The organism is Prauserella halophila (assembly GCF_024171895.1).
Lineage (GTDB): Bacteria > Actinomycetota > Actinomycetes > Mycobacteriales > Pseudonocardiaceae > Prauserella > Prauserella halophila.
Genome location: NZ_JAMTCQ010000009.1, coordinates 993,285 through 1,015,623, shown reverse-complemented (window position 1 = coordinate 1,015,623; position 22,339 = coordinate 993,285). Strand labels below are relative to the sequence as shown.

The following is a 22,339-nucleotide window of genomic DNA, read 5'->3' as shown; positions in this document are numbered from 1 at the left end:
CGCGTGTGCCGCATCGACTCGATCCGTGCGTGCTTGACGGGCGGCTCCCGCCGCGTGTCGTGACGAGATCGGGGCGCAGTCCTCGTCGGGCGCAGTCACCGTCGGGCGCAGTCACCGTCGGGACACGGTTCGAGCACCGGCACCTCGCCCGCGGTGGCGGGGAGGTGGTGCGGATCAGGCCTGTGTCTCGGCCATGCGCTCCTCGCGGTCGGCGGCCTGCAGGGCGTCGAGCACGGCGTCGAGTTCGCCGTCGAGCACCTGGTCGAGGTTGTAGGCCTTGAAGTTGATGCGGTGATCCGAGATGCGGTTCTCGGGGAAGTTGTAGGTACGCACCCGCTCGGAACGATCGACGGTGCGGACCTGCGACCGGCGGGTGTCGGCGGCCTTCGCGGCGGCCTCTTCCTCGGCCATCGCCTGCAGCCGCGCCTGCAGCACCTGGATCGCCCGCGCCCGGTTCTGAATCTGCGACTTCTCGTTCTGGCAGGACACCACGACGCCGGTCGGCAGGTGCGTCACACGGATCGCCGAGTCGGTCGTGTTGACACTCTGCCCACCGGGACCCGACGACCGGAAGGCGTCGATGCGCAGGTCGTTCTGGTCGATCTCGACCTCGACCTCCTCCGGTTCGGGGTAAATCAGCACGCCCGCGGCCGAGGTGTGGATGCGCCCCTGCGACTCGGTCGCGGGCACGCGCTGCACCCGGTGTACGCCGCCTTCGAACTTCAGCCGGGACCACACGCCGTCGGCGGTCGGTTCCTTGGTCTTCACCGACACGGTGACGTCCTTGTAGCCGCCCAGGTCGGACGCGGTGGAGCCCAGAACCTCGGCCTTCCAGCCGTAACGCTCGGCGTAGCGCAGGTACATGCGCAGCAAATCACCGGCGAACAGCGCGGACTCCTCGCCGCCTTCGCCGGACTTGATCTCCATGACGATGTCGGCACCGTCGTGCGGATCGCGCGGCAGCAGCAGTTCGGTCAGCTTCTCCTCGAGCACAGGGATGCGCTGCTCGAGCTGCTGCGCCTCCTCGGCGAACGCCGGGTCGTCCGAGGCGAGTTCCTTCGCCGCCGCGAGATCCGACTTCACGCTGTCGAGCTCGCCCACCGTCTTGACCACCGGCGCGAGCTCGGCGTAGCGGCGGCCCAGCTTCCGCGCCCGCGTCTGGTCAGCGTGCACGGCCGGATCGCCGAGCGCCTCTTCGAGCTCGGCGTACTCGTCGAGCAGCCCCTGGATGGTCGCTGATTCCACTGCACTGCTCCTACGTTGATCGCCTCGCCGGACGAACGGCTCCGGCAGTTCGCCGGGTTCGCGCACCGTTCCGACGCCCTACCACCGGAACAAGAAGCGGCGCCCGTACCCGCCACACAGGCAGGTACGGGCGCCGTCGGTGAAGCTACTGGGCGTCGGTCTTCTTGCCCCGCTTGCCGTAGCGGGCCTCGAAGCGGGCGACGCGGCCACCGGTGTCGAGAATCTTCTGCTTACCGGTGTAGAACGGGTGGCACGCCGAGCAGATCTCGACGTAGATGTGACCGGAATCCCGCGTGCTGCGCGTGGTGAACGTGTTCCCGCAGCCGCACACGACCTCGGTCACGATGTAGTCGGGGTGAATACCGCTCTTCATGGTGTCCTCTCTTCGTGATCCCGGGTCCCGCCCCACCGGTGTGAGACAGGTGAACCGGAATCGGACGTCAGCGGGTCGATTCTGCCAGACGGCCCGTCACCACCTACAACGCGGCCTGACCCGCCGTGATTCCACCGGTTCCGGTCATGCCCCCAAGGGCACCTTCGGGGCGTTGAACGCCCCGAATCCTCCCTTCGCGCAACGCTGCCCTTCGCGCAACGCTGCCCCTCGCGCAACGCTGCCCTTCGCGCAACGCTGCCCCTCGCGCAACGCTGCCCTTGCGTGACCGCCTACGTCGGCCGCCGCCTGACTGCCGCCCGGGGACGTTCCCGCCAGGTGCCGCCAGGTCCGCCGGGGTGCCGACAGAGCTCGGCCCCTCGCCACACCGGGTGACGAGGGGCCGCTCTGCGCGATCCGCGGGCGCGGTTACTGCTGTTCCTCCGTGCCCGGGGTGCTCTTCGAGATCTGCATCAGGAACTCGATGTTCGTCTTGGTCTTCTTCAACCGGTCGATGAGCAGGTCGATCGCCTGCTGCGAGTCCAGCGCGTGCAGCACCCGGTGCAACTTGTGGGTCACGGCCAGCTCGTCCGGCGAGAGCAGCAGCTCCTCCTTACGGGTGCCGGACGGGTTGACGTCGACCGCCGGGAACACGCGGCGCTCGGAGATCTTCCGGTCGAGCTTGAGCTCCGCGTTACCGGTGCCCTTGAACTCCTCGAAGATGACCGTGTCACCGGTGGATCCCGTCTCCACCATCGCCGTGGCGAAGATGGTCAGCGAACCGCCGTCCTCGATGTTGCGCGCCGCGCCGAGGAAACGCTTCGGCGGGAACAGCGCCGTCGAGTCGACACCACCGGAGAGGATCCGGCCGGACGCCGGGGCCGCCAGGTTGTAGGCGCGGCCCAGTCGCGTGATCGAGTCCAGCAGCACCACCACGTCGTGGCCCATCTCGACGAGACGCTTGGCCCGCTCGATCGACAACTCGGCGATGGTCGTGTGGTCCGACGGCGGACGGTCGAACGTCGAGGCGATGACCTCGCCGTTCACCGACCGCTGCATGTCGGTGACCTCTTCGGGACGCTCGTCCACGAGCACGACCATGAGGTGGCACTCGGGGTTGTTCGTCGTGATCGCGTTCGCGACGTCCTGCATGATCGTCGTCTTACCGGCCTTCGGCGGCGAGACGATCAGGGCGCGCTGCCCCTTGCCGACCGGCATCACCAGGTCGATGACGCGCGTCGTCAGCTTGTTCGGCTGCGTTTCGAGCCGCAGCCGCTCGTTCGGGTACAGCGGCGTCAGCTTCGTGAACTCGGGCCGCTTCTTGGAGACGTCGGACTCGAGCCCGTTGACCGAGTCGACACGCACCAGCGGGTTGAACTTCTGCCGCTGCTGTTCGCCCTCCCGCGGCTGGCGGACGACACCGGTGATCGCGTCACCGCGGCGGAGACCGTGCTTGCGCACGAGCGAAAGCGACACGTACACGTCGTTCGGACCGGGCAGGTAGCCGGAGGTCCGCACGAACGCGTAGTTGTCGAGCACGTCGAGAATGCCGGCGACGGGCAGCAGGACGTCGTCCTCACGGACCTCCGTCTCGCCCTCGCCACGGCCGCCGCGGCGGCGACGGTCCCGGTACCTGCGGCCGCGGCGGCCGCCGCGTTCGTCGTCGTCCCGGTCGCCGCGGTTGTCACCCCGGTCCCCGCGGTTGTCGCGGTCGCCACGGTTGTCGCGGTTGTTGTCCCGGTCGCCGCGGTCGCCGCGGTTGTCGCGGTTGTTCTGCTTACGCTGGTCGCCGGACTCGTCGTCGGACTTGTCCTGGGCCGCGTTGCCGTCACCCCGGTTGCCGTCACCGCGCGAGTTGTCGCCGCGGCCGCCGTCGGCGTTGCGGCCGGATCCGCCGCGACGGCGACGACGACCGCCGCCTTCGCCCTGCTGACCGGCCTCGCCGTCACCGTCGGCCTTCTGCTTCGATCCGCCCTTCTCGGGCTTATCAGCCTTGTCGGCCTGCTCGGTCCGGTCGGCCTCGTCAGGCTTGTCGGCCTTCTCGGGCTTGTCGGCCTTCTCGGCTTTCTCGGGCTTGTCGGCCTTCGCCGGCTTGGCGGCGGTCTTCTCCCCAGCCTTGTCGACGGCCTTGTCCCCAGTCTTGTCGGCATCGGCCGGAGCGGTCTGAACCTTCTGCTCCGGCTTGCTCGTCGTGCTGCCGTTCGTGTCGCCGAGCGGCAGAGTCGCCTCGGTGGCGTCGGTCGCGTCGTTCGACGTCTCCGTACCGCTCCGGGGCTTCTTGTTCTTGCCCTGGCGTTCGCGAATGGCGGCGATCAGGTCCCCTTTACGCATGCCCGTGGTGTCACCGACACCGAGTTCGGTGGCGAGGGCACGAAGATCGGCGATAACCATGCCGGACAGCCCGCCGGGACGCCGCTTCGGCGTCGACGCTGCACCGTCCGGCTGCGACTCCCCGTCACCCGGCGTTGCAGCCTGGGCACTCGTGTCGCCGCTCAAAAGATCGGTGTTGCTCACACATGTCCTTCCTGACCGGTCCACTCCTTGTCGTTGGACCAGCGGACCGCCCGCCCGCGTCCGAATTGCGAGACGGCGTTTCTGCTCCCTGCGAGCGACCTGCGCTGAGACGTGGGAGTCGCAGCGGCGCCAGCCGCCTGCAAGAGATGGGGTCGACCACCGCGATACCGGTTACCCCCGTCGAGATAACGGAAGATGTGACCGGGAGAGGTTCCCGTGACCATCACCGGGTGCGGAAATGAGCACGGTGACCGAACGCCCCCGAGCGTAGACCGCCCACCCTGTGGGTGCAACAACCACCCCGCTCAGTGGCGTGCCTCACTCTTGCCGGCCGGAAGGTCATCTGGAGGGAAACCCGGCCTGCCGCAACTGACGAGGCCCTCGTCAGGCCAGGTAGATCTGCACACCGTCGAGGTCGATCGCCGGTGCGAGGATCTCGTATCCGTCAACGTCGACGTCCGGCGGCACTATTCCCGCGCCCGACTGCTCCCCGTACGGGAGGGCGAGCACGGTCGGGCCCGCCCCGGACACCGCCGCAGCGATGCCGCGGGAGCGCAGCTCGTCGACCAGTCGCATCGTGGCCGGGTACGCCGGGCGGCGATAGTCCTGATGCAGCCGGTCGCCGGTCGCGTCGAGCAACAGGTCGGGCCTGCTCGTCATCGCGTGCACGGCCAGTGCGGTGCGGCCTCCCGTGAACACCGCGTCGGCCAACGGCACCTGCTCGGGAATCAGCCCCCGGGTCTCGTGCGTCGACGACTGCGTCGACGGCACGGCGACGACCGGGCGGATCGCGTGGTGCGGGGTGAGCCGCTCGGCGCGGAACCCGCCCTCGGATTCCCATGCCACGACGAACCCGCCGTAGAGGCTGGCCGCGACGTTGTCGGCGTGCCCCTCGAAGTCGGCGGCCAGGTGCAGCGCGTCGGCGTCGAGTTCGCGGCCCGCGAGCGTGTACGCCGCGGCGATTCCGGTGACGATCGCCGCGGCCGACGAGCCGAGTCCACGGGAGTGCGGAATGGCGTTGTGACACCGCACCCGCAGGCCGGGCGGGCTCGTGCCGAGGCGGCCGCACGCGGCGCGCAGTGCACGCATGATGAGGTGCCTGCCGGTGCGTGGCACGCGGCGCATGTCGCCCGCACCCGCGTCGAGCACCTCGATGTCCACACCGGACTCGGTGGTCTCGAACTCCACGACGTCGTGCAGCGCCAGGGAAAGCCCGAACGTGTCGAACCCCGGGCCGAGGTTCGCCGTCGACGCGGGAACCCGGACAGTGAACTTCACGAGAGCTCCAGCGCCGCCGCGACCGCACGCGGGTCGACCGCGAGGGGCTCGACCTCGATGTTGCCGTCGAGCGCCGTCCCCGGGTCCTTCAGGCCGTGGCCGGTCACGGTGCACACGACGGTCGCCCCGCGCGGGATCCGCCCGTCGTCGGCCGCCTCCAGCAGGCCGGCGACGGACGTGGCCGACGCCGGTTCGACGAAGACGCCCTCCTTGCTCGCCAGCAGCCGGTACGCGGCGAGGATCTTGTCGTCGCCGACGGCGTCGAACAGGCCGCCGCTCGCCCGCTGGGCCTTCACGGCGCTGTCCCACGACGCCGGGCTGCCGACGCGGATCGCCGTCGCGACGGTCTCCGGCGTCTTCACCGGTTCACCGTGCACCAGCGGCGCAGCGCCCGCGGCCTGGAAACCGAACATGCGCGGTGTCTTCTCGACGAGTCCGTCGGCGGCGTACTCGGTGTAGCCCGCCCAGTAGGCGGTGATGTTGCCCGCGTTGCCGACCGGGAGGCAGTGGATGTCCGGGGCCGTTCCCAGAGCGTCGCAGATCTCCCACGCCGCGCTCTTCTGCCCGACGAGCCGCACCGGATTCACCGAGTTGACGAGGGTCACCGGATAGTCGGCGGCCGTCTTGCGTGCGAGTTCGAGGCAGTCGTCGAAGTTGCCGTCGATCTGCAGGATCCGCGCTCCGTGCCGCACCGCCTGCGCCATTTTGCCGAGTGCGATCTTGCCCTTCGGCACGAGCACGGCGGTCGCGAGCCCGGCCCGCGCGGCGTACGCCGACGCCGAGGCCGAGGTGTTGCCGGTGGACGCACAGATCACGGCCTTCAGCCCGCTCGCGCGGGCGTGCGTCATGGCCACGGTCATGCCGCGGTCCTTGAACGAGCCGGTCGGGTTGGCACCCTCGACCTTGAGGTGCACCGTCGCGCCCGTGAGTTCCGACAGGTGCGGCGCGGCCAGCAGCGGCGTGTTGCCTTCGCCGAGCGTCACGACGTCCGCGCCCTCGGGGATCGGGATCCGCGAGGGATACGCATTGATGATCCCGGGCCAGCCGGCTTTGATGTCGCCGCCGGGACCCGTCGCCTTCTCGATACTCACTCCGCTTCGCCTTCCACCCGCATCACGCTGACGACCTCGCGCACGACGTCGAGCTCGCCGATCTCATCCACAGTGGACCGCAACGCGGCGTCGGGAGCCTGGTGCGTCACGACGACGAGGCTGGCCGTGTTACGGCGATCCCGTTGCCGCACCGTGGAAATGCTCACGCCGTGCGTTGCGAACACCTGGGCCACCTGTGCGAGCACACCGGGCTCGTCGGCCACGTCGAGGCTCACGTGGTAGCGCGTCGGCGTCTGCCCCATCGGCCGGACCGGAAGCGCCGCGTGGGCCGACTCGCGGGGGCCGCGGCCGCCTGCGACCTTGTTGCGCGCCGCCGAGACCAGGTCCCCCAGCACCGCACTCGCGGTCGGAGCGCCGCCGGCACCCTGGCCGTAGAACATCAGCTGCCCCGCGGCCTCCGCCTCGACGTAGACGGCGTTGAACGCACCGCCGACGCCGGCCAGCTGATGCGATTTCGGCATCATCACCGGGTGCACCCGCGCGGACACCGATTCGGAGCCGTCCGCCTCGGTCACTCGCTCGCAAATGGACAGCAGTTTTACCGTGCGTCCCAGCGACCTCGCCGCCGTGATGTCGGACGAACTGATGCCGGCGATGCCCTCGCGGTGGACGTCCGCCGCCGTCACCCGGCTGTGGAACGACAGCGACGCGAGGATCGCCGCCTTGGACGCCGCGTCGTAACCGTCCACATCGGCCGTGGGGTCGGCCTCGGCGTAGCCGAGCCGCGTCGCCTCGTCGAGAGTCTCGGCGTACCCGGCTCCCGTGGAGTCCATCGCGGACAGGATGAAGTTCGTCGTGCCGTTGACGATGCCCATCACGCGCGTGATGCGGTCGCCGGCCAGCGACTCGCGCAGTGGACGCAGCAACGGGATCGCTCCGGCGACGGCAGCCTCGTAGTACAGGTCCGCACCCGACTCGTCGGCGGCTTCGGCGAGTTCACTCGCGTGCTCCGACAGCAGAGCCTTGTTGCCCGTCACGACGGATTTGCCCTTGCGCAGCGCCGACAGCAGCCAGCCGCGCACCGGGTCGATACCGCCGATGAGTTCGACGATGATGTCCACATCGGAGTCGATCAGCGCCGTCGCGTCCGAGGTGACGAGGTGCTGCGGCAGTTCCGGATGCTTGTCCGGCCTGCGCACGGCGATGCCCGCGATCTCAACCGGCGCACCCACACGCGCGGCCAGCTCGGTGGGGTCGTCCAGCAGGATGCGAGTCACCTCACTGCCGACGGTCCCGCATCCGAGCAGGGCCACCTTGACCGGCTCAGTCATTCACGCCCCTCCCCTACCGGCACCGGGCCACAGCTCACGCCACAGGTCACGACGCCTCCAGTCGCAGCATGTCGTCGTACGTCTCCCTGCGCAGCAGCAGCCGGTGCTCACCGTTGCGCACGGCGACCACCGCGGGCCGCGGCTGCTGGTTGTAGTTGCTGGCCATCGAGTAGCAATACGCACCCGTGGCGGCGACCGCAAGCAGGTCGCCGGGTGCCAGGGTCTCCGGCAACCAGCAGTCGCGGACGACGATGTCACCGGACTCACAGTGCTTTCCCACCACGCGGGACAGCATGGCGCCCACGGGGTCGGGCTGGCCGTCGTCACTGGCGCGGGAGACGAGGCGGACGTCGTAGGCCGCGTCGTAGAGCGCGGTGCGGATGTTGTCGCTCATGCCGCCGTCGACGCTGACGTAGCGCCGCACGCCTTCGTCGCCGAGCACGACGTCCTTGATGGTGCCCGCCTCGTACAGCGTCACGGTGCCGGGGCCCGCGATGGCGCGGCCGGGCTCGCCCGCGATGCGCGGCACCGGGATGTCGGCGAACACGCATTCCTTGCGGACGATGTCCCGGATCTGCGTGACCAGCTGTGCGGGCGGGGGCGGGTTGTCCTTGTCGGTGTAGGCGATGCCGTACCCGCCGCCCAGGTCGACGACCGTCAGGCTCTCCAGCGCCTCCGCACCGTGCTCCTTGCGCAGGTCCGCGAGCAGGCCGACGACGCGGCGCGCGGCGACCTCGAAGCCGTCGGCGTCGAAGATCTGCGACCCGATATGGCTGTGCAGCCCCACGAGCTGCAGCGACGGTACGTTGAGCACGCGGCGGACGGCTTCGGCGGCTTCGCCGGAGGCCAGCGAGAACCCGAACTTCTGGTCCTCGTGCGCCGTGGCGATGAACTCGTGGGTGTGGGCCTCCACGCCGACGGTCACGCGCACCAGCACCTGCTGGACGATGTCGTGCCGGGTGGCGAGATCGGCGAGCCGGGCGATCTCGTGGTTCGAGTCGAGCACGATCGTGCCGACGCCCGCCTCGATGGCGGCCTCGAGTTCGGCCACGGACTTGTTGTTGCCGTGGAACGTGATCCGTTCGGGCGGGAACTCGGCGCGCTGGGCGATCGCCAGCTCGCCGCCGCTGCAGACGTCGAGGCTCAGCCCCTGAGCGGCCACCCACCGGGCGACCTCGGTGCACAGGAACGCCTTGCCCGCGTAGTGGACCAGGCTCGGGTCCTCGAACGCGGCTGCGTACTCGGCACAGCGGAACTTGAAGTCGGCCTCGTCGATCACGAACAGCGGCGTGCCGTAGGTGCGCGCCAGCTCGCGGACGTCGACGCCTGCGATGCGCACGACGCCGTCGCCGGCGCGGAACGTGTTGCGCGGCCACACCTTCGCGTGCAGCCGGTCGAGGTCGCCCGAGGTGGACGGTGGAAAACCCGCCTGATCGGCGTGCGGGTAGACCTCAGCGTGGCGAGGCCCCGCGGGGTGTGCACACATTCATTACATCCGTTCCGGGGCGGATACCCCGAGCAGGGACAGTCCGTTGGCGAGTACCTGGCGTGCGGCTTCGCACAGCGCCAGGCGCGCGTGGGTGAGGTCGGTCGGCGCCTCGTCACCCTGGGGCAGCACGCGCGCGACGTCGTAGAACTTGTGGTACGCCGACGCCAGCGACTCGAGATAGCGGGCGATGCGGTGCGGTTCGCGCAGCTCGGCCGCTTTGGTGAGCACGCTCGGGAACTCACCGATCGTGCGGATGAGATCCCCTTCGCGGGGATGGGTCAGCAGGCCGAGGTCGGCCTCCGACGCAGGCTCGATCTTCAGCTCGGCAGCGTTGCGCTGCAGCGAGGCCAGCCGCGCGTGTGCGTACTGCACGTAGAACACGGGGTTCTCGTTCGTGTGCTTGCGCAGCAGGTCGAGGTCGATGTCGATACCGGAATCGACCGAGTAGCGCGTCAGCTCGTAGCGCGCGGCGTCGACGCCGACGGCCTCCACGAGGTCCTCGAGCGTCACGACGGTGCCCGCGCGCTTGCTCATCTTCACGGGCTTGCCGCCGCTGACGAGGTTGACCATCTGGCCGATGAGCACCTCGACGACGTCGGCGTCGTAACCCAGCGCCACGGCGGTGGCCTTGAGCCGGCCGATGTACCCGTGGTGGTCGGCGCCGAGCATGTAGATGCACAGGTCGAAGCCACGCTCCACCTTGTCGCGCAGGTAGGCGATGTCGCCTGCGATGTAGGCGGGGTCGCCGTCGCTCTTGATGACGACGCGGTCCTTGTCGTCACCCTGGTCGGTGGTGCGCATCCACCACGCGCCGTCGGCCTCGTAGAGAGTGCCGGAATCCTTGAGTTCGCCGACGGCCTTGGCCACGGCGCCGCGCGCGTGCAGCGAGTCCTCATGGAAGAAGACGTCGAAGTCGGTGCCGAAGTCGTGGAGGCTCTGTTTGATCTCCTCGAACATGAGGCCGACGCCGACCTTGCGGAAGGTCTCGTGGCGCTCGGCCTCGGGCTGCGACAGCGCGTCGGGCTCCTTGCGCAGCACGGCTGCGGCGATGTCGTCGATGTAGGCGCCCGCGTAGCCGTCCTCGGGTGCGGGCCGTCCCTGCGCCGAGGCCAGCAGCGAGTGCACGAACCGGTCGATCTGGGCGCCTGCGTCGTTGAAGTAGTACTCGCGCGTGACCTCGGCGCCCTGGGCGCTCAGCACGCGGCCGAGGGCGTCGCCGACGGCGGCCCAGCGGGTGCCGCCGAGGTGGATCGGGCCGGTCGGATTGGCGGAGACGAACTCCAGGTTGATCGTGCGGCCGGCGAGTGCCTCACCGCGGCCGAAGGCCTCGCCCGCACTCAGCACGCGGCGGACGATCTCGCCCTGCGCGTCGGCGGCGAGGCGCAGGTTCAGGAAACCGGGACCGGCGACCTCGGCGGTGTCGACACCGTCGGTGGCGGAGAGCTCGGTCGCGAGCGCCCCGGCCAGCTCGCGGGGAGCCATACCTACTTTTTTCGCGACTTGCAGCGCCACGTTGGTCGCGTAGTCGCCGTGTTCGGGGTTGCGGGGTCGCTCCACCGTCACCTGCTCAGGAAGCACGCCGGTGTCGAGGCCGCGGGCCTCGAGAACCGTGACGGCAGACGAACGCACGAGGTCAGCAAGGGCGGAGGGAGTCACCCGGCGAGTGTACGTTCGGAGGGGGCGACGCTCGGTCACCGGTTCACCCCCGGTGTGCTCGGTCGCAGACCGCCCCGCGGAGGCGCCGCCCGGCTCCGGCCCCGGCGTCCCTACACTGCTCGGTCGGGGTACCCGATTTCCGCTAAAGGAGACATCTGCAGCCATGGCCAGCGGCAAGAAGGGCAAGAAGGTACCGAGTGCGGTGCAGGCCGCCCGCGGATCCACGGTCGGCAAGAAGAACGTGCCCTGGGGCACGATCACCGCGGTCGTGGCGATCGTACTGCTGGCGGCCGGTGTCTTCGGCTACTACTACGTCGCGTCGAGCGACACGCGGGAGCAACGGGAGCGCGAGGAGGTCGCGGCCGAGAACTTCACTCCGGACGCGAACAACCCCGACCCGTCCCAGAAGATCGACGGCATCACGATCGAGGACTACCAGGGCGGCGCCCACGTGCGCCCGACCGAGCGGGTGGCCTACGACCAGTCGCCGCCGTTCGGCGGGCCGCACGACGGCTTCTGGGCCTCCTGCACCGGCACGGTGTATCCCGAGGCCGTGCGCACCGAGAACATGGTCCACTCGCTCGAGCACGGCGCGATCTGGATCGCCTACGACCCCGAGCGTGTCTCCGGTGAGGACCTCGAGACGCTCAGACTCCGCGTCGAGAACAAGCCGTTCATGATGATGTCGCCGTACCCGGGGCTGGACTCGCCGGTCTCGCTGCAGGCCTGGGGCCACCAGCTGAAGGTCGACGAGGTCACCGACGAGCGCATCGACCAGTTCATCGCCGCGCTGAAGCGCAACTCGAACACCTACCCCGAGATCGGCGCCTCCTGTGACGCGCTGGGCCCGGGCCAGTTCGACCCGGACAACCCACCGCCGTTCGACCCGGAGGAGCCGGGCCCGGACGCCAAGCCGATGGACTACGAGGGCTCGGCGGGAGCGGCCGACGAGTCGATGGGTGGCGGACAGTAACCTCCCGACCACTCCCCGCCCGCCGACGACCGCATCCCAGGGACTCCGCAGGTCATGACCGACACTCCTGACGAATCACGCGCCACCGACCCGTCGGACTCGCCGAACGAGTCCGACCCCGACCCGACCGACGCCGACTCCACCGAACCCGAATCGGCGGTGGCCGAGCCGAGCGAGCCCGACTCGGCCACTGGCGTTCCCGCGGCCGACCGAGCCCGCCCACCGCGGGAACGCCAGTGGCCGCGTTACGTGATCTTCGGCGCCGCCGCGCTGGCGTTGTTGCTGGTCGGCGCGACCGTGGGACTGCTGGTGGCGCGCAGCACCGACAGCGAGCCCGCGACGCATCCGGGCCCGGTGGACGTCGGGTTCGCGCAGGACATGTCCGTGCATCACCTGCAGGCCGTGACGATGGCGAACTGGGCGCGTGATCACAGCACGGATTCGGCGATCAGGCAGCTGGCGTTCGACATCGCGAGCACGCAGAACGAGCAGGTCGGCCGGATGAAGGGCTGGCTGATGCTGTGGGGCAAGCCGGAGGAACCCGCGGGCGAGTACATGACGTGGATGTCCGAGCCGATGGGCCACGCCCACGGCGCGGCGAGCGCGACCGCGTCGTCCGAGGCGACGACGAGCGAGCGGGCACCGTCGGGACCCTCGGGCGGTCAGGTCGGTGGCAGCAGGGCGATGCCGGGCATGGCGACCAAGCAGGAGCTGTCGAAGATGCGCTCCCTCAGCGGTGAGCGGTTGGACGTGTACTTCCTGCAGTTGATGCTGCGGCACCACGAGGGCGGCGTGGACATGGCCACGTACGCCCGTGAGCACGCGCGGATCAGCGCGGTGAGCACCCTCGCCACGAGCATGCTGGCCTCGCAGGTGCCCGAGTCCGACACGATGCGGAACATGCTGGCCGAGCGGGACGCGGAACCGTTGCCGTTCCCGTGACCTGCGTTCCCGTGACCTGCGTGGCCGTGACCTGCGTGGCCGGCCGCGCCGCGGCACGAGCGCGGTTCACCAGCTGAGTTCTTCGCAGCGCTGGGCGTTCTCACGGGGTTCGACCTGCAGGGTGGCGTGCTCGATGCCGTAGCGGGTCGACAACAGGTCCTGGGCTGCGGCGAGGACGGCCGACGTGTCGCCGCTGGGGCCGATCGTGAGGTGCGCCGAGGCGACCTCCATACCCGAGGTGAGGGTCCAGACGTGGAGGTCGTGCACGTCGTCGATGCTGTCGAGCGCGACGAGGTCGGCCTCGATGGCGGCGACGTCGACGCCGCGGGGCGCGTGCTGGAACAGGATGCGCAGTGAGCGGGCGGCGAGGACGGCGGTGCGCGGGAGGATCCACACGCCGATGGCGACGCCCGCGATGGGGTCGGCGTAGCGCCAGCCGGTGAGGATCGTGAGGGCGGCGCTGATCAGCACGGCGACCGAGCCGACGAGGTCGGCGAGCACTTCGAGGTAGGCGCCGCGGATGTTGAGGCTCTCCTTGGCTCCCGAGCGCAGGAGCAGGAACGCGACGATGTTGGCGATCAGTCCGGCCACGCCGGCGAGAAACACGGGAACGCCGGGCACCTCGGGGGCACCACCGATGCGGTCGATCGCCTCGTAGATGACGTATCCGCCGACGCCGAACAGCAGGAAGGCGTTGACGAGCGCGGCGAGCACTTCGGCGCGGTAGAGGCCGAAGGTGCGCGTGTACGTCGGACCGCTGCGCTGTGCGAGCAGCACGGCGGTCAGCGCCATGCCGAGCCCCAGGACGTCGGTGAACATGTGCGCGGCGTCGGAGATCAGCGCCAGCGAGGCCGTTGCGAAACCGACGACGAACTCGAGCACCATGAACCCGCCGCTGATGGCGAGGGCGGCAACGAGCCTGCCCCGGTAGGAACCGGAGGCCGAAAGGCTGGCGTGTCCGTGACCATGGCCGTGTCCGTGGCCCATGTCGTCCCTCTCTCGTAGGCGTTCTCGCGCAGTGCGGTCAGCGGCAGTCCGGGACTGCGCCATGCGCCGACAAACATATAGCGACATGCGCATGATTGCAATACAGGGAACCCTAACCTACCGAATGACGGCACGGTACCGGGCGGCGACCGACCTCACACGCCGCAGACCCGGGGCCACCCGCAAGGGGCACAACGGGGATGCGATAGGCTTCTTCATGTCACCGCGAGGTGGCGGGCCCTCGTAGCTCAGTGGATAGAGCACTGCCCTCCGGAGGCAGGTGTCGCAGGTTCGAATCCTGCCGAGGGCACCCGATTAACTACATAGCTGACCTGCGGAAGCGATCCAAGTGGATGATCTTCCCTCCTTCCTCTTCCGCCCCGTCCTGGGGCAAATCTGAGGCAGCGTTTCCGTGGTCGGCGTTCTCGGCCGTCCCGTCGAGGGCGCGCGCGGCAGCAACCCACTCCGGCTTCTCGGCCGCAAGCTTGGCCAGTGCGGCCCGTAGCGTCTCCTCGTCCGGTTCACTGGCCTCCTCGTCCGGTTCACTGTCCGTGGCCGTTTCGTCGTCACCGAGCACGCTGCGCACGTCCGACCAGTGGTCCTCGCCGAAGTACGCGTACCGCTGTGTCGTGGCCCGGTCCGCGTGCCCGAGCAGCGTGCCCAGTTCGTCGAGCGTGACGCGCTTCGACTGGATGAGTCTGGCCGCTCGTGTTCGTCGGTCCGCTCCGGTTGCTTCGAGGTAGTGACCGTCGGGTCGTTCGTTGGTTCCGGTGTCGTGGTTGGACTGTTGCGGCTGGTGGTCTGCTCCGGCTCGGTGGTGGACGGCGGAGCGTCGGGGATGGTGGTGGGGCGCGTGGGCTGCTCGGGCTCGACCGTCACTGTCGTGGTCCGCGGGCCGGCGGGGCGGGACGATGACCTGCGATCCACCCCGGGAGAACGAGGTTCCGGCCTGTTGACCGTCGCCCTCGTCGTGGCGGGCGGGGCCGGGCTCGAGGAGATCTGCCCTTCCGCCTGGCCTGGCCGCGCAGAGTCGGTCGCAAGTCTCGACGACGCGAGCACGCCGAGCGTAGTGAGTACGGCCAGCGCCACTCCCGCAGCCGGGAAGGCTAGACAGTAGGGCCCCTGGCGTTCAACGAGGGGGAGGTGGAACGCCAGGGGCGCAGTGCAGGGTGCCACACCGTGCAGCGGCAAGGGGCCCGCACTCTCCGAGGAGGGTGCGGGGCTCGTTTCGCGGCTGAGCCATCAGCTGACCGGTTCGGCGGCGCGCCGCGGGTGGAGCATGGATTCGGCGCTCACAGCTGCGCCTCCGTCCACTGCACGCAGGTCGGCTGCTGGCCGGTGTCGACGAACTCCCGCACGGCGCGGCGCATGGTCGCGACGGGCACCTCGGCGCCCGCTTCCTGCGGGTGGTGGTGTCCGTCCCAGGTGAAGTAGTCGACCGGCTCGACGTTCACGCCATCCGTGGGCACGAGCATGGCGTCCCAACTGGCCCACACGAGGCATCCGCGATCGCCGCGGATGCCGGCGATGAGCATCCGGTCGTCGGCGTAGAGGTCGAACAGCACGCCCGCGCCGTCGGGCCGGGAGATGCCCGCGTCGGCCTCGGCCATCACGCGCAGCAGCTCGGCCGCGTTGTCGACGGTGGTGACGTCGTAGGACGCTTGCGGTGTGAGCGCGGTCGTCATGCTGTCCCCTCGTAGGTCTGCGTGAACGGCTGGCCGGTCTCTGTCGTGCCGTGCACGGTCACGGTGTGCTCGGCGGGAAGGTAGCGCGGCAGCACCTCGCGGCATCCGAGCATAACCCGGTTGCGGGCGCGGCACGGTTCGTTGTTGATGACCACCTCGCTGTGTTGGCGGCCCGACATGACCAGCTGCTCGGCGGCTTTCATCTCGACGTGATGACCGAGCCGTTGCACCGTCGGGGCCGGCAGGCCGAGCGTGGCGAGGCGGCGCTGCACGGCGGGTGTCCACGTGCCGTCCTTGCCCGAGGTGAGCGGGGTGAGAACCCCGTCGACGTAACCGACGGTGCGGTCGAGGCCCTGCCCGGCACGTACACGCGGGGGCAGCAAGTCCGCGCACCATCCGGCGGCCGCGGGATACCGCGAACCGTCCGGGGCGACGTCGTCGGGCACCGGTGCGGGCTCGGCGGGTGCCGGGGCGGGCGTCGCCGGTGGATGATCCGACCCGCGCGCCGCGAGCGGGGCAACGGTGGCGCCGAGCTGGTCGAGGTAGCCGCGCAACATCTGCTCGATCTGAGCGAGCCGGCCATGCTGCTGGTCGACCTGCTCGGCGGCCTCCGCGGCCACGCCGGGTGTCTGTGCTGCGTCCGGGTCGTGGGCGCCATCGAGGCAGTGGGCGTACATGTCGCGCACCTCGACGGTGGTCTGCGACGCGTGGGCGAGTGCGGCGCGCGCGGCGGCCAGCTGGTCGAGAACACGGCCGATGGTCTCGGCGAGCTGCTCAACCGACATTCGACCACCCCCAGCCTATGCGGCGCGCAGCCTGGCACATCACCCCGACAGTCCTGGTGCGCCTGCCCGGCCGGGAGTGCGGGGTGTCACCGGCCGGGCAGGCGAGATCAGTCGATGCCGAGCCAGACGTGCCAGCACGCCGAGCAGTCGAACAGTGCCGGGTGCGGGCGGCGCCAGCGGCGCCGCGGGACGGTGACTTGCCGGCCACACAGCATCTCGACCAGGACCCCGGTGCGTGGCTCGTTGGTCATGCCGCCGATGTGGCGCACCCCGGCCACGACCGGGCGCCAGCCGGGCACGCTGTCGAGATCGGGATCGTCCGGATCGGCCGCGACCGGTGTTCGCTCGGCTACCTCGCCGGTCACGTCGATACCCCCGCGGCCTGCTGCGCGTCGATCACCACGCGCGCCGGGGTGCCGCCGCCCTCGAGCTCGGCGGCACGCTGGTACAGCTCGGCGGCCATGCCGCCGAGTAGCTCGGCCAGGTCGCGCACCCCGTCGACGGGCAGCTCACCGTCGGCCTGCGCCGACATCAACGCGACGACCGCGCGGCCGAGACTGGTGTTGACCTGCCCGAGGCGGGCGAGCAGCTCGCGGTCGCGGGCGATCACTCGTCGTCCTCGTCGTCGCCGTCGGCCGTCGTGGCCCCGGTGGTGGTGGACTCGGGCGGGTCGTCGTCGGTAACGACGACCTGGCCCCAGCCCGGCCGGGACACGCCGCACGCCAGGTGTCGCTGGAACATGCCCGGGACGTTATGGCGACGCGGTGACCGTTTGTGTACTACGAGTACACAGCGAGCAGGTTCACCCGACCGGTGCAACGCCCATCCGCCAGGCGAGGCCGCGCAGCTCGCGGCCGCCGGCGTCGCGTCGCGCGCGAGACAGGAGGTCGGACACGGTCTCGCGGACCAACAGGTTGTTGCGGATCCGCTGCGGCGCGATCTGCTCGGCGGTGACGAGCGCGTCGATGCTCTGCTCGCGCGTCGCGCGCTGCCCGGCCAGTGCCCGGCCCAGGTCAGCGTGATACATCGCCCGACGCACCCGCGACGGCAGCGCCTCCGCGTGCACGCCGCGCGCCAGCTCGGCCACCCGTCCGCCCTCGCCGAGCTCGGTGTGCAGCGACACCCGCCACACGCCGACGTTCGCGCGGCCGAAGTACAAGCCGCCGAAGTCGCCGACCTCGGCGTCCATGCGGCCGGCGAGCGTTTCGGCCTCGGCCAGGTGGTCGCGGGTCTCGTCGCCGCGTCCCTGGCTGGCCATTGCCAGCGCCGCGTGCAGCTGCAACATGCCGTACACCTGCGCAGCGTCCGAGTTGTCGAGCTGGGGTCGTAGCTCGTCGGCGGCTCGCACCGCGAGGGTGTGCTGCCGGGCCCGGCCCGCGGACCCGGCGGCGAGGGTGCGGAGGTAGACAGCCATGGCGTGCCACACGGGGGCGTCGAGCTCGTCGGCGACTCGGCGCGCGTGGTGCGCCGCCAGGGACGGCAGTCCGCGGATGCCGAGGTTCTTGGTCATCAGCGTGGCGCGGTGGTAGGTGTCCATGAGCGCCAGGAGCACGTCGCGCCGGCGCGCTGGCTGGTCTACGTACGCGGCGTGCAGCTCGTACAGCAGCGGCGGCAGCAGCTCGCCCTGCGCGGCGTAGTCGCCGCTCTGGTGTAACTCGTTGGCCAGCCGGTCGACGTCCTGCGCCAGCGCGGGGAACGGCCGCGGGTCGACGCCTTCGGGGCGTTCGCCCAGCTCGACCTCGGCCAGCGCGTCCTCGACCGCCGACACCGCGGCGTGCGGCTCGCTGGTCTGCACGCCGGACATCGTCCACGGCAGGCCGGTGAGTTCCGTCGGCGCCACCCGCAGCGCCCGCGCCACACCTTCGAGCGTCTGACGCATCGAGACTGGCTTTTCGCCACGCTCGATCTGCGCCAGGTAGCCGTGCGTGAGCCCGGCGAGCTCGGCGGCCGCGCGGATGCTCATACCCCGCCACGCACGCACTTCGCGAATTCGGCGGCCGATGTGGGTCGTGTCGTCGTCGCTCATGGGCGCACCTCTCACGTCTGCGGAGTGAGGCTCACCTGCGGAATGCCCCCGGTGATCAGCCGGGGGCCGTGCCTCCGCAGATGAGGTACGCGGCCAGGGTAGCCGCTGTGGCGCGGTGGCGGCAGCCATCTACCGGGTCACAGCGACCGCGGTTCCTCGTCACCTCCTACCTGCCGTCCGTGCGGGTCATCCAGCGCTCGCGGGAACAACACGGGTGCGAGGGTGACCGCGATGGCGACGGCGAGGTCGGCGAGGGTGCGCAGGCGGCGGCGCAGGGCGCTGATCACTGTCCACCCCCGTACCGGCACACCGGCAGTAGCGAGTCCGGCGTGCACACGTCGACGGTGGGCAGTGGCATGCCGGCCGAGGTGCCGGTGGAGACGGCAGATCGTGGTGCGGTCGGCGGGTTCCCGAGTCGGTGGGGCTGGGTGAAGCCGGCCAGCGTGACGGCCAGCCACGCGGCGCCGAGCGGCGAGAACGCAAGGCGCGTGAGGTTACGCCGTGTAGTCCTCGTGAGTCGCTTGTGCGGCTCGTCGAGGCGAGTCATCACGTGGGCGAACGGTCGACGATTCATGATCGTTTCGACCGTCCATTGTGGTCCGAACCTGGGGCAGAACTGGGGCAGCGATCCCTAGATCACGCTAGGTGCCACTATCCCGCTCACCCCCTGAAGCCCTCGTTGACCTGCACGGACAATGTTCCGCTTGTTGACACCTGTCCCCGCTAGGTGCCTGTAAAGGCTCTCCGGAGGCAAGTGTCGCAGGTTCGAATCCTGCCGAGGACACCCAACCTGAACGGCCCGTGACCAGCAGAAATGCCAGTCACGGGCCGTTCGCTTGTTACCCGGTCAACCCCGGCGGACCCCGGACCCGCCAACACGCGACTGGTCGACAAAGACCTGTATCGCCTGGTCCACAACGCCATGGCGCCGGGCAAGCTCGCCGGAACATTCGGCCTGATGTCGTTTGCTCAGTACGCGCCGACCGTCAACAGTCCGGGACGTAGGAGTACGAACTTGCGGCCACGTAGCGATACCGCGTACCAGCGGCATCACGGTAATCGACCTGCACGCGTTCCATTTCCGCACGATCGGCCTCGGCCCGCAGTCCAACAACCAACCACCAGCTCTCTCCCGGATCGATAGTGGCCCCTTCCACCGGAACACGCTGATCCCATTCCGAACCTTTCCTCTCCTTCGGCCCCGGCGGGTACTCCACCCCGTTGACCGCACCATTTTTCGGCGTGAGGACGGCGTTTATGATCGTAAATCCTTGCGCCCCTACCGCGGACACATCAGTAATGATGATCGGAACTTCCACATGGTTGGGGAGGGGGCCATAATTGGCCGTCATCGTCGTTTTTCCATCCACATGAGGAACACACCACTCCAAGAAAGGCGGGGCATTGGATTCCCCGATAGGTCCATCCGTGTACACCCGGTTAGGAAAAGCGCTGGTGGCGATTAATACCGCCACCAACGTCGCCCCCGCGCCGTATCGTTTCATTTAGTAATACTGTACGACGAGGGCACCTGGGTCAGCATAAGCGGGATCGACCTTCCAGCAGCACGGCATTTTCCAGCATCCCGGCGCTCAGCGGCTACGTCGGAACACGCAACCGCGACGTATTGAAGAGCGCCGATGCCTACAGCACCGTGACCCCGGCGTCACGGAAATACACGCTTCGCTTCAGCCATGCTTCCATGAACCGTCACAGTCCGGGAGGTAGGAGTACGAACTGGCGGCCACGTAGCGATACCGCGTACCAGCGGCATCACGGTAATCGACCTGGACGCGTTCCATTTCCGCACGATCGGCCTCGGCCCGCAGTCCAACAACCAACCACCATTTCTCTCCCGGATCGATAGTAGCCCCTTCCGCCGGAACACGCTGATCCCATGTCGGACCTCCCTTACCCTCCGGACCCGGCGGGTATTCCGCCCCATTGACCGCACCATTTTTCGACGTGAGGACGACATCTATGATCGTGAATCCTTGCGCCCCTACCGCGGACACATCAGTAATGGTGATCGGAACTTCCGCATGGTTGGGGAGGGGTCCATTATTGGCCGTGATCGTCGTCTTTCCGTCCACATGAGGAGCGCACCACTCCATGAGAGGATCGTCATGGGATTCCCCGATGGGCCCGTCGGTGTACACCCGGTCAGAACAAGCGTTGGTGGCGATCAACACCGCCACCAACACCACGCCTACACCGTATCGTTTCATTTAATAATACTGCACACTGAGTGCACCCGGGTCAGCATAAGCGGGATTGGCCTTTGTCCCGCAATACCCACGCCCAGCCGACATGAATTCGAATTCATGAGCAGCTTGCTGGGAGAACCCGGTGCGCGTGGACATATTGAACCCGACGAGGTGGTCCACCTTGGCACCGGTGGTCCACGTTACGGCCTTTTGGGTGGTCTTTATGAATTTAGTTCCTTTTTCTCCTTTGGCACAGTTGGCGCGTGGCTGGTCCGCCGGGACCAGATGGTCTGCAGACCGGATTCGACTGCCGGAGTTTCCGGTGCCAGCAATCGGCTTCACCGTGGAACCGATGATCATCCCGCAGTGGTATTGATTGTATTTGCCGTACACACGCTGGGTGTCAAAGAAATGATGTTCGTAGCGCCCGTACCTGGGAAATTGGATCTCAGTACTCGAATACCGGTCGACCGTATAACTAGCGGAGTAGCCATTTCCCGAGTCGACGGCGACTCCGAGGCTGGCGTCGGCATTGGAGCGATGTTTTACCTGCGCCCAAACTCCGGTGACCTTGACGAAGACGGAGCCGATGTTGGTCCATTGTGTGCCGAGATTTTCGTCGTACTGGGCGGTGTAGTCACCGGACGCGGCTGCCTGTGTCGCGGCGGCTGCGTGCTCCTCGGTCTGGAACGACTCCCGCTGACTCATCGGGGTCAGCTCCAGGTCGGCGTTCGCCGGCAGGCTCGACTGCCGGTCGTCTCCGGCCAGAGCCGCTTCGGCTTCCGCGCCGCCCGTGGCCTCGTCCGGGGACAAACTGGCCTCCTCCACGGCCGTCCCGTCGGCGGTCGTGACCCTGAGGCTGACATCCATCGTCCGCTCGTCCCGGGCGAGCTGCGACAGGTCGACGCCCGGATCGACGCGCATCTCGTAGGCGCCGTCCGCGTCGGTGGTGGTACGGCCGACCGGGGTGAGATCGAACGTGTCTCCCTCCTCCAGGGCGGCCATCTTCTCGCTGTCGGGGTAGGCGAGCAGTTCCACGGTGGCATCCGCGGCCGGGGTGTCGCCGTCGGACAGATTGACGGTGCCCGCGGTCACCACCGGCGTGTTGAGGTCGCGGGCGTCGGTGAGCGCGGCCGCCTCCGGCGACGGTTCTTCGGAGCAGGCGGTGGACTGCTGCGCCGGGACGTTGCGCGGTTCCGCACCGGCGGCGGTCGGAAGCAGGCTCAGTGTCAGCACCGTGACCGCACCGCAGGCGAGGCCGGCTCGTGTTCGTTTCGCGTAGATGGGCTTCCCTCTCCGGGCAGGCGCGCCACATGTCGCAGCATCCGACCCCCAGTCGCTGTCAGTAACAGATCGTGACGCTACGGACGGGCCCAGTGAGAGACAACCGACGATCGTTGGTCCCGCCCGGCCGTTCGGTATCGACGAGTCAAGGGAACCCTGCGAACGCTGACGCTGCCGGCACACAGCTGAGGTTCCCCCGTGATGCCGGAGATTTTGGTTAGCTGGCGAGGGTTGGGCTGGGTGCACGGTCTCGGTGTCGTGTTGGGTGCGGTGGGCTTGCTCGTATTCGTCGGGGACAGTCCGCCGAGACCGTGCTGGATACGACAGAAGTACCAGCCATCGATGTAGCGGAACGGCGCCGCGTGGACCTCGGCTCAGGTGGCGAAGGTCGTGTCCGGCCAGTACACGAGCTCGATCTTGATGGTCGACCACAGGTCCGCGAGGGCATTGTCGAAAGAATCATCGACGGAACCAGTAAGGGCTGCGCCCGCAGGCGCAGCAACTTCCTGTGTTGG

Annotated in this window: 23 protein-coding genes and 2 tRNA genes; 4 read left to right on the top strand and 21 right to left on the bottom strand. The window is 68.9% G+C overall.

From position 1 onward, the window contains the following. Window positions 1–174 precede the first annotated feature (174 nt). The 8 genes from prfA to argS all read right to left on the bottom strand — a co-directional run bounded on the left by prfA (window position 175) and on the right by argS (window position 10,935). On the bottom strand, window positions 175–1,245 hold the full coding sequence (gene prfA / locus LY41_RS10880; protein WP_253863750.1) for a peptide chain release factor 1: 1,071 nt from the start codon (window positions 1,243–1,245) through the stop codon (window positions 175–177). A gap of 145 nt (window positions 1,246–1,390) precedes the next feature. Continuing rightward, window positions 1,391–1,618, bottom strand: coding sequence for a 50S ribosomal protein L31 (gene rpmE / locus LY41_RS10875; protein ID WP_253863749.1), 228 nt, complete (start codon window positions 1,616–1,618; stop codon window positions 1,391–1,393). A 426-nt stretch (window positions 1,619–2,044) separates the two neighbouring features. After that, a complete protein-coding gene (gene rho / locus LY41_RS10870) occupies window positions 2,045–4,129 on the bottom strand; it encodes a transcription termination factor Rho (protein WP_253863748.1) in 2,085 nt (694 codons plus the stop codon). Between the two features lie 384 nt (window positions 4,130–4,513). Continuing rightward, window positions 4,514–5,407, bottom strand: coding sequence for a homoserine kinase (thrB, locus tag LY41_RS10865; protein WP_253863747.1), 894 nt, complete (start codon window positions 5,405–5,407; stop codon window positions 4,514–4,516). Next, window positions 5,404–6,498, bottom strand: a complete 1,095-nt coding sequence (thrC, locus tag LY41_RS10860; protein WP_253863746.1) for a threonine synthase — start codon at window positions 6,496–6,498, stop codon at window positions 5,404–5,406. Before thrC ends, thrB begins: the two co-directional genes overlap by 4 nt. After that, window positions 6,495–7,790 (bottom strand): homoserine dehydrogenase, encoded by a 1,296-nt coding sequence (locus LY41_RS10855; protein ID WP_253863745.1) that lies wholly within the window; start codon window positions 7,788–7,790, stop codon window positions 6,495–6,497. The genes thrC and LY41_RS10855 overlap by 4 nt, the downstream gene beginning before the upstream one ends. A gap of 46 nt (window positions 7,791–7,836) precedes the next feature. Further along, on the bottom strand, window positions 7,837–9,276 hold the full coding sequence (gene lysA / locus LY41_RS10850) for a diaminopimelate decarboxylase (RefSeq protein ID WP_253863744.1): 1,440 nt from the start codon (window positions 9,274–9,276) through the stop codon (window positions 7,837–7,839). Window positions 9,277–9,279: 3 nt separating this feature from the next. After that, window positions 9,280–10,935, bottom strand: a complete 1,656-nt coding sequence (gene argS, locus LY41_RS10845) for an arginine--tRNA ligase (protein ID WP_253863743.1) — start codon at window positions 10,933–10,935, stop codon at window positions 9,280–9,282. A 163-nt stretch (window positions 10,936–11,098) separates the two neighbouring features. Between argS and LY41_RS10840 the strand changes: the two genes are divergently transcribed. Together LY41_RS10840 and LY41_RS10835 are read left to right on the top strand one after the other, a co-directional pair. Beyond that, on the top strand, window positions 11,099–11,908 hold the full coding sequence (locus tag LY41_RS10840) for a DUF3105 domain-containing protein (RefSeq protein WP_253863742.1): 810 nt from the start codon (window positions 11,099–11,101) through the stop codon (window positions 11,906–11,908). A 54-nt stretch (window positions 11,909–11,962) separates the two neighbouring features. Beyond that, complete coding sequence (locus tag LY41_RS10835; protein WP_253863741.1) at window positions 11,963–12,850, top strand: DUF305 domain-containing protein; 888 nt, start codon at window positions 11,963–11,965, stop codon at window positions 12,848–12,850. A 66-nt stretch (window positions 12,851–12,916) separates the two neighbouring features. Here LY41_RS10835 and LY41_RS10830 read toward each other — a convergent pair whose 3' ends face one another. Beyond that, a complete protein-coding gene (locus tag LY41_RS10830; RefSeq protein ID WP_253863740.1) occupies window positions 12,917–13,837 on the bottom strand; it encodes a cation diffusion facilitator family transporter in 921 nt (306 codons plus the stop codon). Between the two features lie 237 nt (window positions 13,838–14,074). Here LY41_RS10830 and LY41_RS10825 point away from each other — a divergent pair. Next, window positions 14,075–14,147, top strand: a tRNA-Arg gene (locus tag LY41_RS10825). A gap of 9 nt (window positions 14,148–14,156) precedes the next feature. On the opposite strand, the gene LY41_RS10820 is transcribed toward LY41_RS10825, so the two are convergent. From LY41_RS10820 to LY41_RS10785, 9 genes are all read right to left on the bottom strand, one after another. After that, the gene (locus LY41_RS10820; RefSeq protein ID WP_253863739.1) at window positions 14,157–14,423 is read right to left on the bottom strand and encodes a hypothetical protein; all 267 of its coding nucleotides are present in this window, start codon (window positions 14,421–14,423) and stop codon (window positions 14,157–14,159) included. Between the two features lie 706 nt (window positions 14,424–15,129). After that, window positions 15,130–15,522 (bottom strand): Imm1 family immunity protein, encoded by a 393-nt coding sequence (locus LY41_RS10815; RefSeq protein ID WP_253863738.1) that lies wholly within the window; start codon window positions 15,520–15,522, stop codon window positions 15,130–15,132. After that, window positions 15,519–16,307 carry a DddA-like double-stranded DNA deaminase toxin gene (locus LY41_RS10810; RefSeq protein ID WP_253863737.1) on the bottom strand — a complete coding sequence of 263 codons (789 nt, stop codon included), beginning with the start codon at window positions 16,305–16,307 and terminating at the stop codon, window positions 15,519–15,521. The genes LY41_RS10815 and LY41_RS10810 overlap by 4 nt, the downstream gene beginning before the upstream one ends. Before the next feature lie 107 nt (window positions 16,308–16,414). Then, complete coding sequence (locus tag LY41_RS10805; protein ID WP_253863736.1) at window positions 16,415–16,672, bottom strand: hypothetical protein; 258 nt, start codon at window positions 16,670–16,672, stop codon at window positions 16,415–16,417. Further along, a complete protein-coding gene (locus LY41_RS10800) occupies window positions 16,669–16,917 on the bottom strand; it encodes a hypothetical protein (RefSeq protein WP_253863735.1) in 249 nt (82 codons plus the stop codon). Before LY41_RS10800 ends, LY41_RS10805 begins: the two co-directional genes overlap by 4 nt. After that, the gene (locus LY41_RS23620; RefSeq protein WP_301296816.1) at window positions 16,914–17,048 is read right to left on the bottom strand and encodes a hypothetical protein; all 135 of its coding nucleotides are present in this window, start codon (window positions 17,046–17,048) and stop codon (window positions 16,914–16,916) included. The genes LY41_RS10800 and LY41_RS23620 overlap by 4 nt, the downstream gene beginning before the upstream one ends. A 61-nt stretch (window positions 17,049–17,109) precedes the next feature. Further along, the gene (locus LY41_RS10795; RefSeq protein ID WP_253863734.1) at window positions 17,110–18,333 is read right to left on the bottom strand and encodes a helix-turn-helix domain-containing protein; all 1,224 of its coding nucleotides are present in this window, start codon (window positions 18,331–18,333) and stop codon (window positions 17,110–17,112) included. Between the two features lie 137 nt (window positions 18,334–18,470). Next, a complete protein-coding gene (locus LY41_RS10790; protein ID WP_253863733.1) occupies window positions 18,471–18,620 on the bottom strand; it encodes a hypothetical protein in 150 nt (49 codons plus the stop codon). Continuing rightward, window positions 18,617–18,907 carry a hypothetical protein gene (locus LY41_RS10785; protein ID WP_253863732.1) on the bottom strand — a complete coding sequence of 97 codons (291 nt, stop codon included), beginning with the start codon at window positions 18,905–18,907 and terminating at the stop codon, window positions 18,617–18,619. Before LY41_RS10785 ends, LY41_RS10790 begins: the two co-directional genes overlap by 4 nt. Before the next feature lie 98 nt (window positions 18,908–19,005). Here LY41_RS10785 and LY41_RS10780 point away from each other — a divergent pair. After that, window positions 19,006–19,117 (top strand) — tRNA-OTHER (locus tag LY41_RS10780). A 202-nt stretch (window positions 19,118–19,319) separates the two neighbouring features. Here the strand turns inward: LY41_RS10780 and LY41_RS10775 are convergent. The 3 genes from LY41_RS10775 to LY41_RS10765 all read right to left on the bottom strand — a co-directional run bounded on the left by LY41_RS10775 (window position 19,320) and on the right by LY41_RS10765 (window position 21,776). Continuing rightward, the gene (locus LY41_RS10775) at window positions 19,320–19,838 is read right to left on the bottom strand and encodes a hypothetical protein (protein WP_253863731.1); all 519 of its coding nucleotides are present in this window, start codon (window positions 19,836–19,838) and stop codon (window positions 19,320–19,322) included. Window positions 19,839–20,021: 183 nt separating this feature from the next. Beyond that, window positions 20,022–20,540: a hypothetical protein gene (locus LY41_RS10770; RefSeq protein ID WP_253863730.1), complete on the bottom strand. Its 519-nt coding sequence runs from the start codon at window positions 20,538–20,540 to the stop codon at window positions 20,022–20,024. A gap of 21 nt (window positions 20,541–20,561) precedes the next feature. Next, window positions 20,562–21,776: a hypothetical protein gene (locus LY41_RS10765; RefSeq protein ID WP_253863729.1), complete on the bottom strand. Its 1,215-nt coding sequence runs from the start codon at window positions 21,774–21,776 to the stop codon at window positions 20,562–20,564. Between the last annotated feature and the right edge of the window lie 563 nt (window positions 21,777–22,339).

Excerpts from the sequence above, each read along its gene's own strand:
- rpmE (WP_253863749.1), bottom strand. The coding sequence starts at position 1,618 with ATGAAGAGCGGTATTCACCCCGACTACATCGTGACCGAGGTCGTGTGC.
- LY41_RS10855 (WP_253863745.1), bottom strand. The coding sequence starts at position 7,790 with ATGACTGAGCCGGTCAAGGTGGCCCTGCTCGGATGCGGGACCGTCGGC.
- lysA (WP_253863744.1), bottom strand. The coding sequence starts at position 9,276 with ATGTGTGCACACCCCGCGGGGCCTCGCCACGCTGAGGTCTACCCGCAC.
- LY41_RS10840 (WP_253863742.1), top strand. The coding sequence starts at position 11,099 with ATGGCCAGCGGCAAGAAGGGCAAGAAGGTACCGAGTGCGGTGCAGGCC.
- LY41_RS10835 (WP_253863741.1), top strand. The coding sequence starts at position 11,963 with ATGACCGACACTCCTGACGAATCACGCGCCACCGACCCGTCGGACTCG.
- LY41_RS10830 (WP_253863740.1), bottom strand. The coding sequence starts at position 13,837 with ATGGGCCACGGACACGGCCATGGTCACGGACACGCCAGCCTTTCGGCC.
- LY41_RS10815 (WP_253863738.1), bottom strand. The coding sequence starts at position 15,522 with ATGACGACCGCGCTCACACCGCAAGCGTCCTACGACGTCACCACCGTC.
- LY41_RS10810 (WP_253863737.1), bottom strand. The coding sequence starts at position 16,307 with ATGTCGGTTGAGCAGCTCGCCGAGACCATCGGCCGTGTTCTCGACCAG.
- LY41_RS23620 (WP_301296816.1), bottom strand. The coding sequence starts at position 17,048 with ATGTTCCAGCGACACCTGGCGTGCGGCGTGTCCCGGCCGGGCTGGGGC.
- LY41_RS10795 (WP_253863734.1), bottom strand. The coding sequence starts at position 18,333 with ATGAGCGACGACGACACGACCCACATCGGCCGCCGAATTCGCGAAGTG.
- LY41_RS10785 (WP_253863732.1), bottom strand. The coding sequence starts at position 18,907 with ATGAATCGTCGACCGTTCGCCCACGTGATGACTCGCCTCGACGAGCCG.
- LY41_RS10775 (WP_253863731.1), bottom strand. The coding sequence starts at position 19,838 with ATGAAACGATACGGCGCGGGGGCGACGTTGGTGGCGGTATTAATCGCC.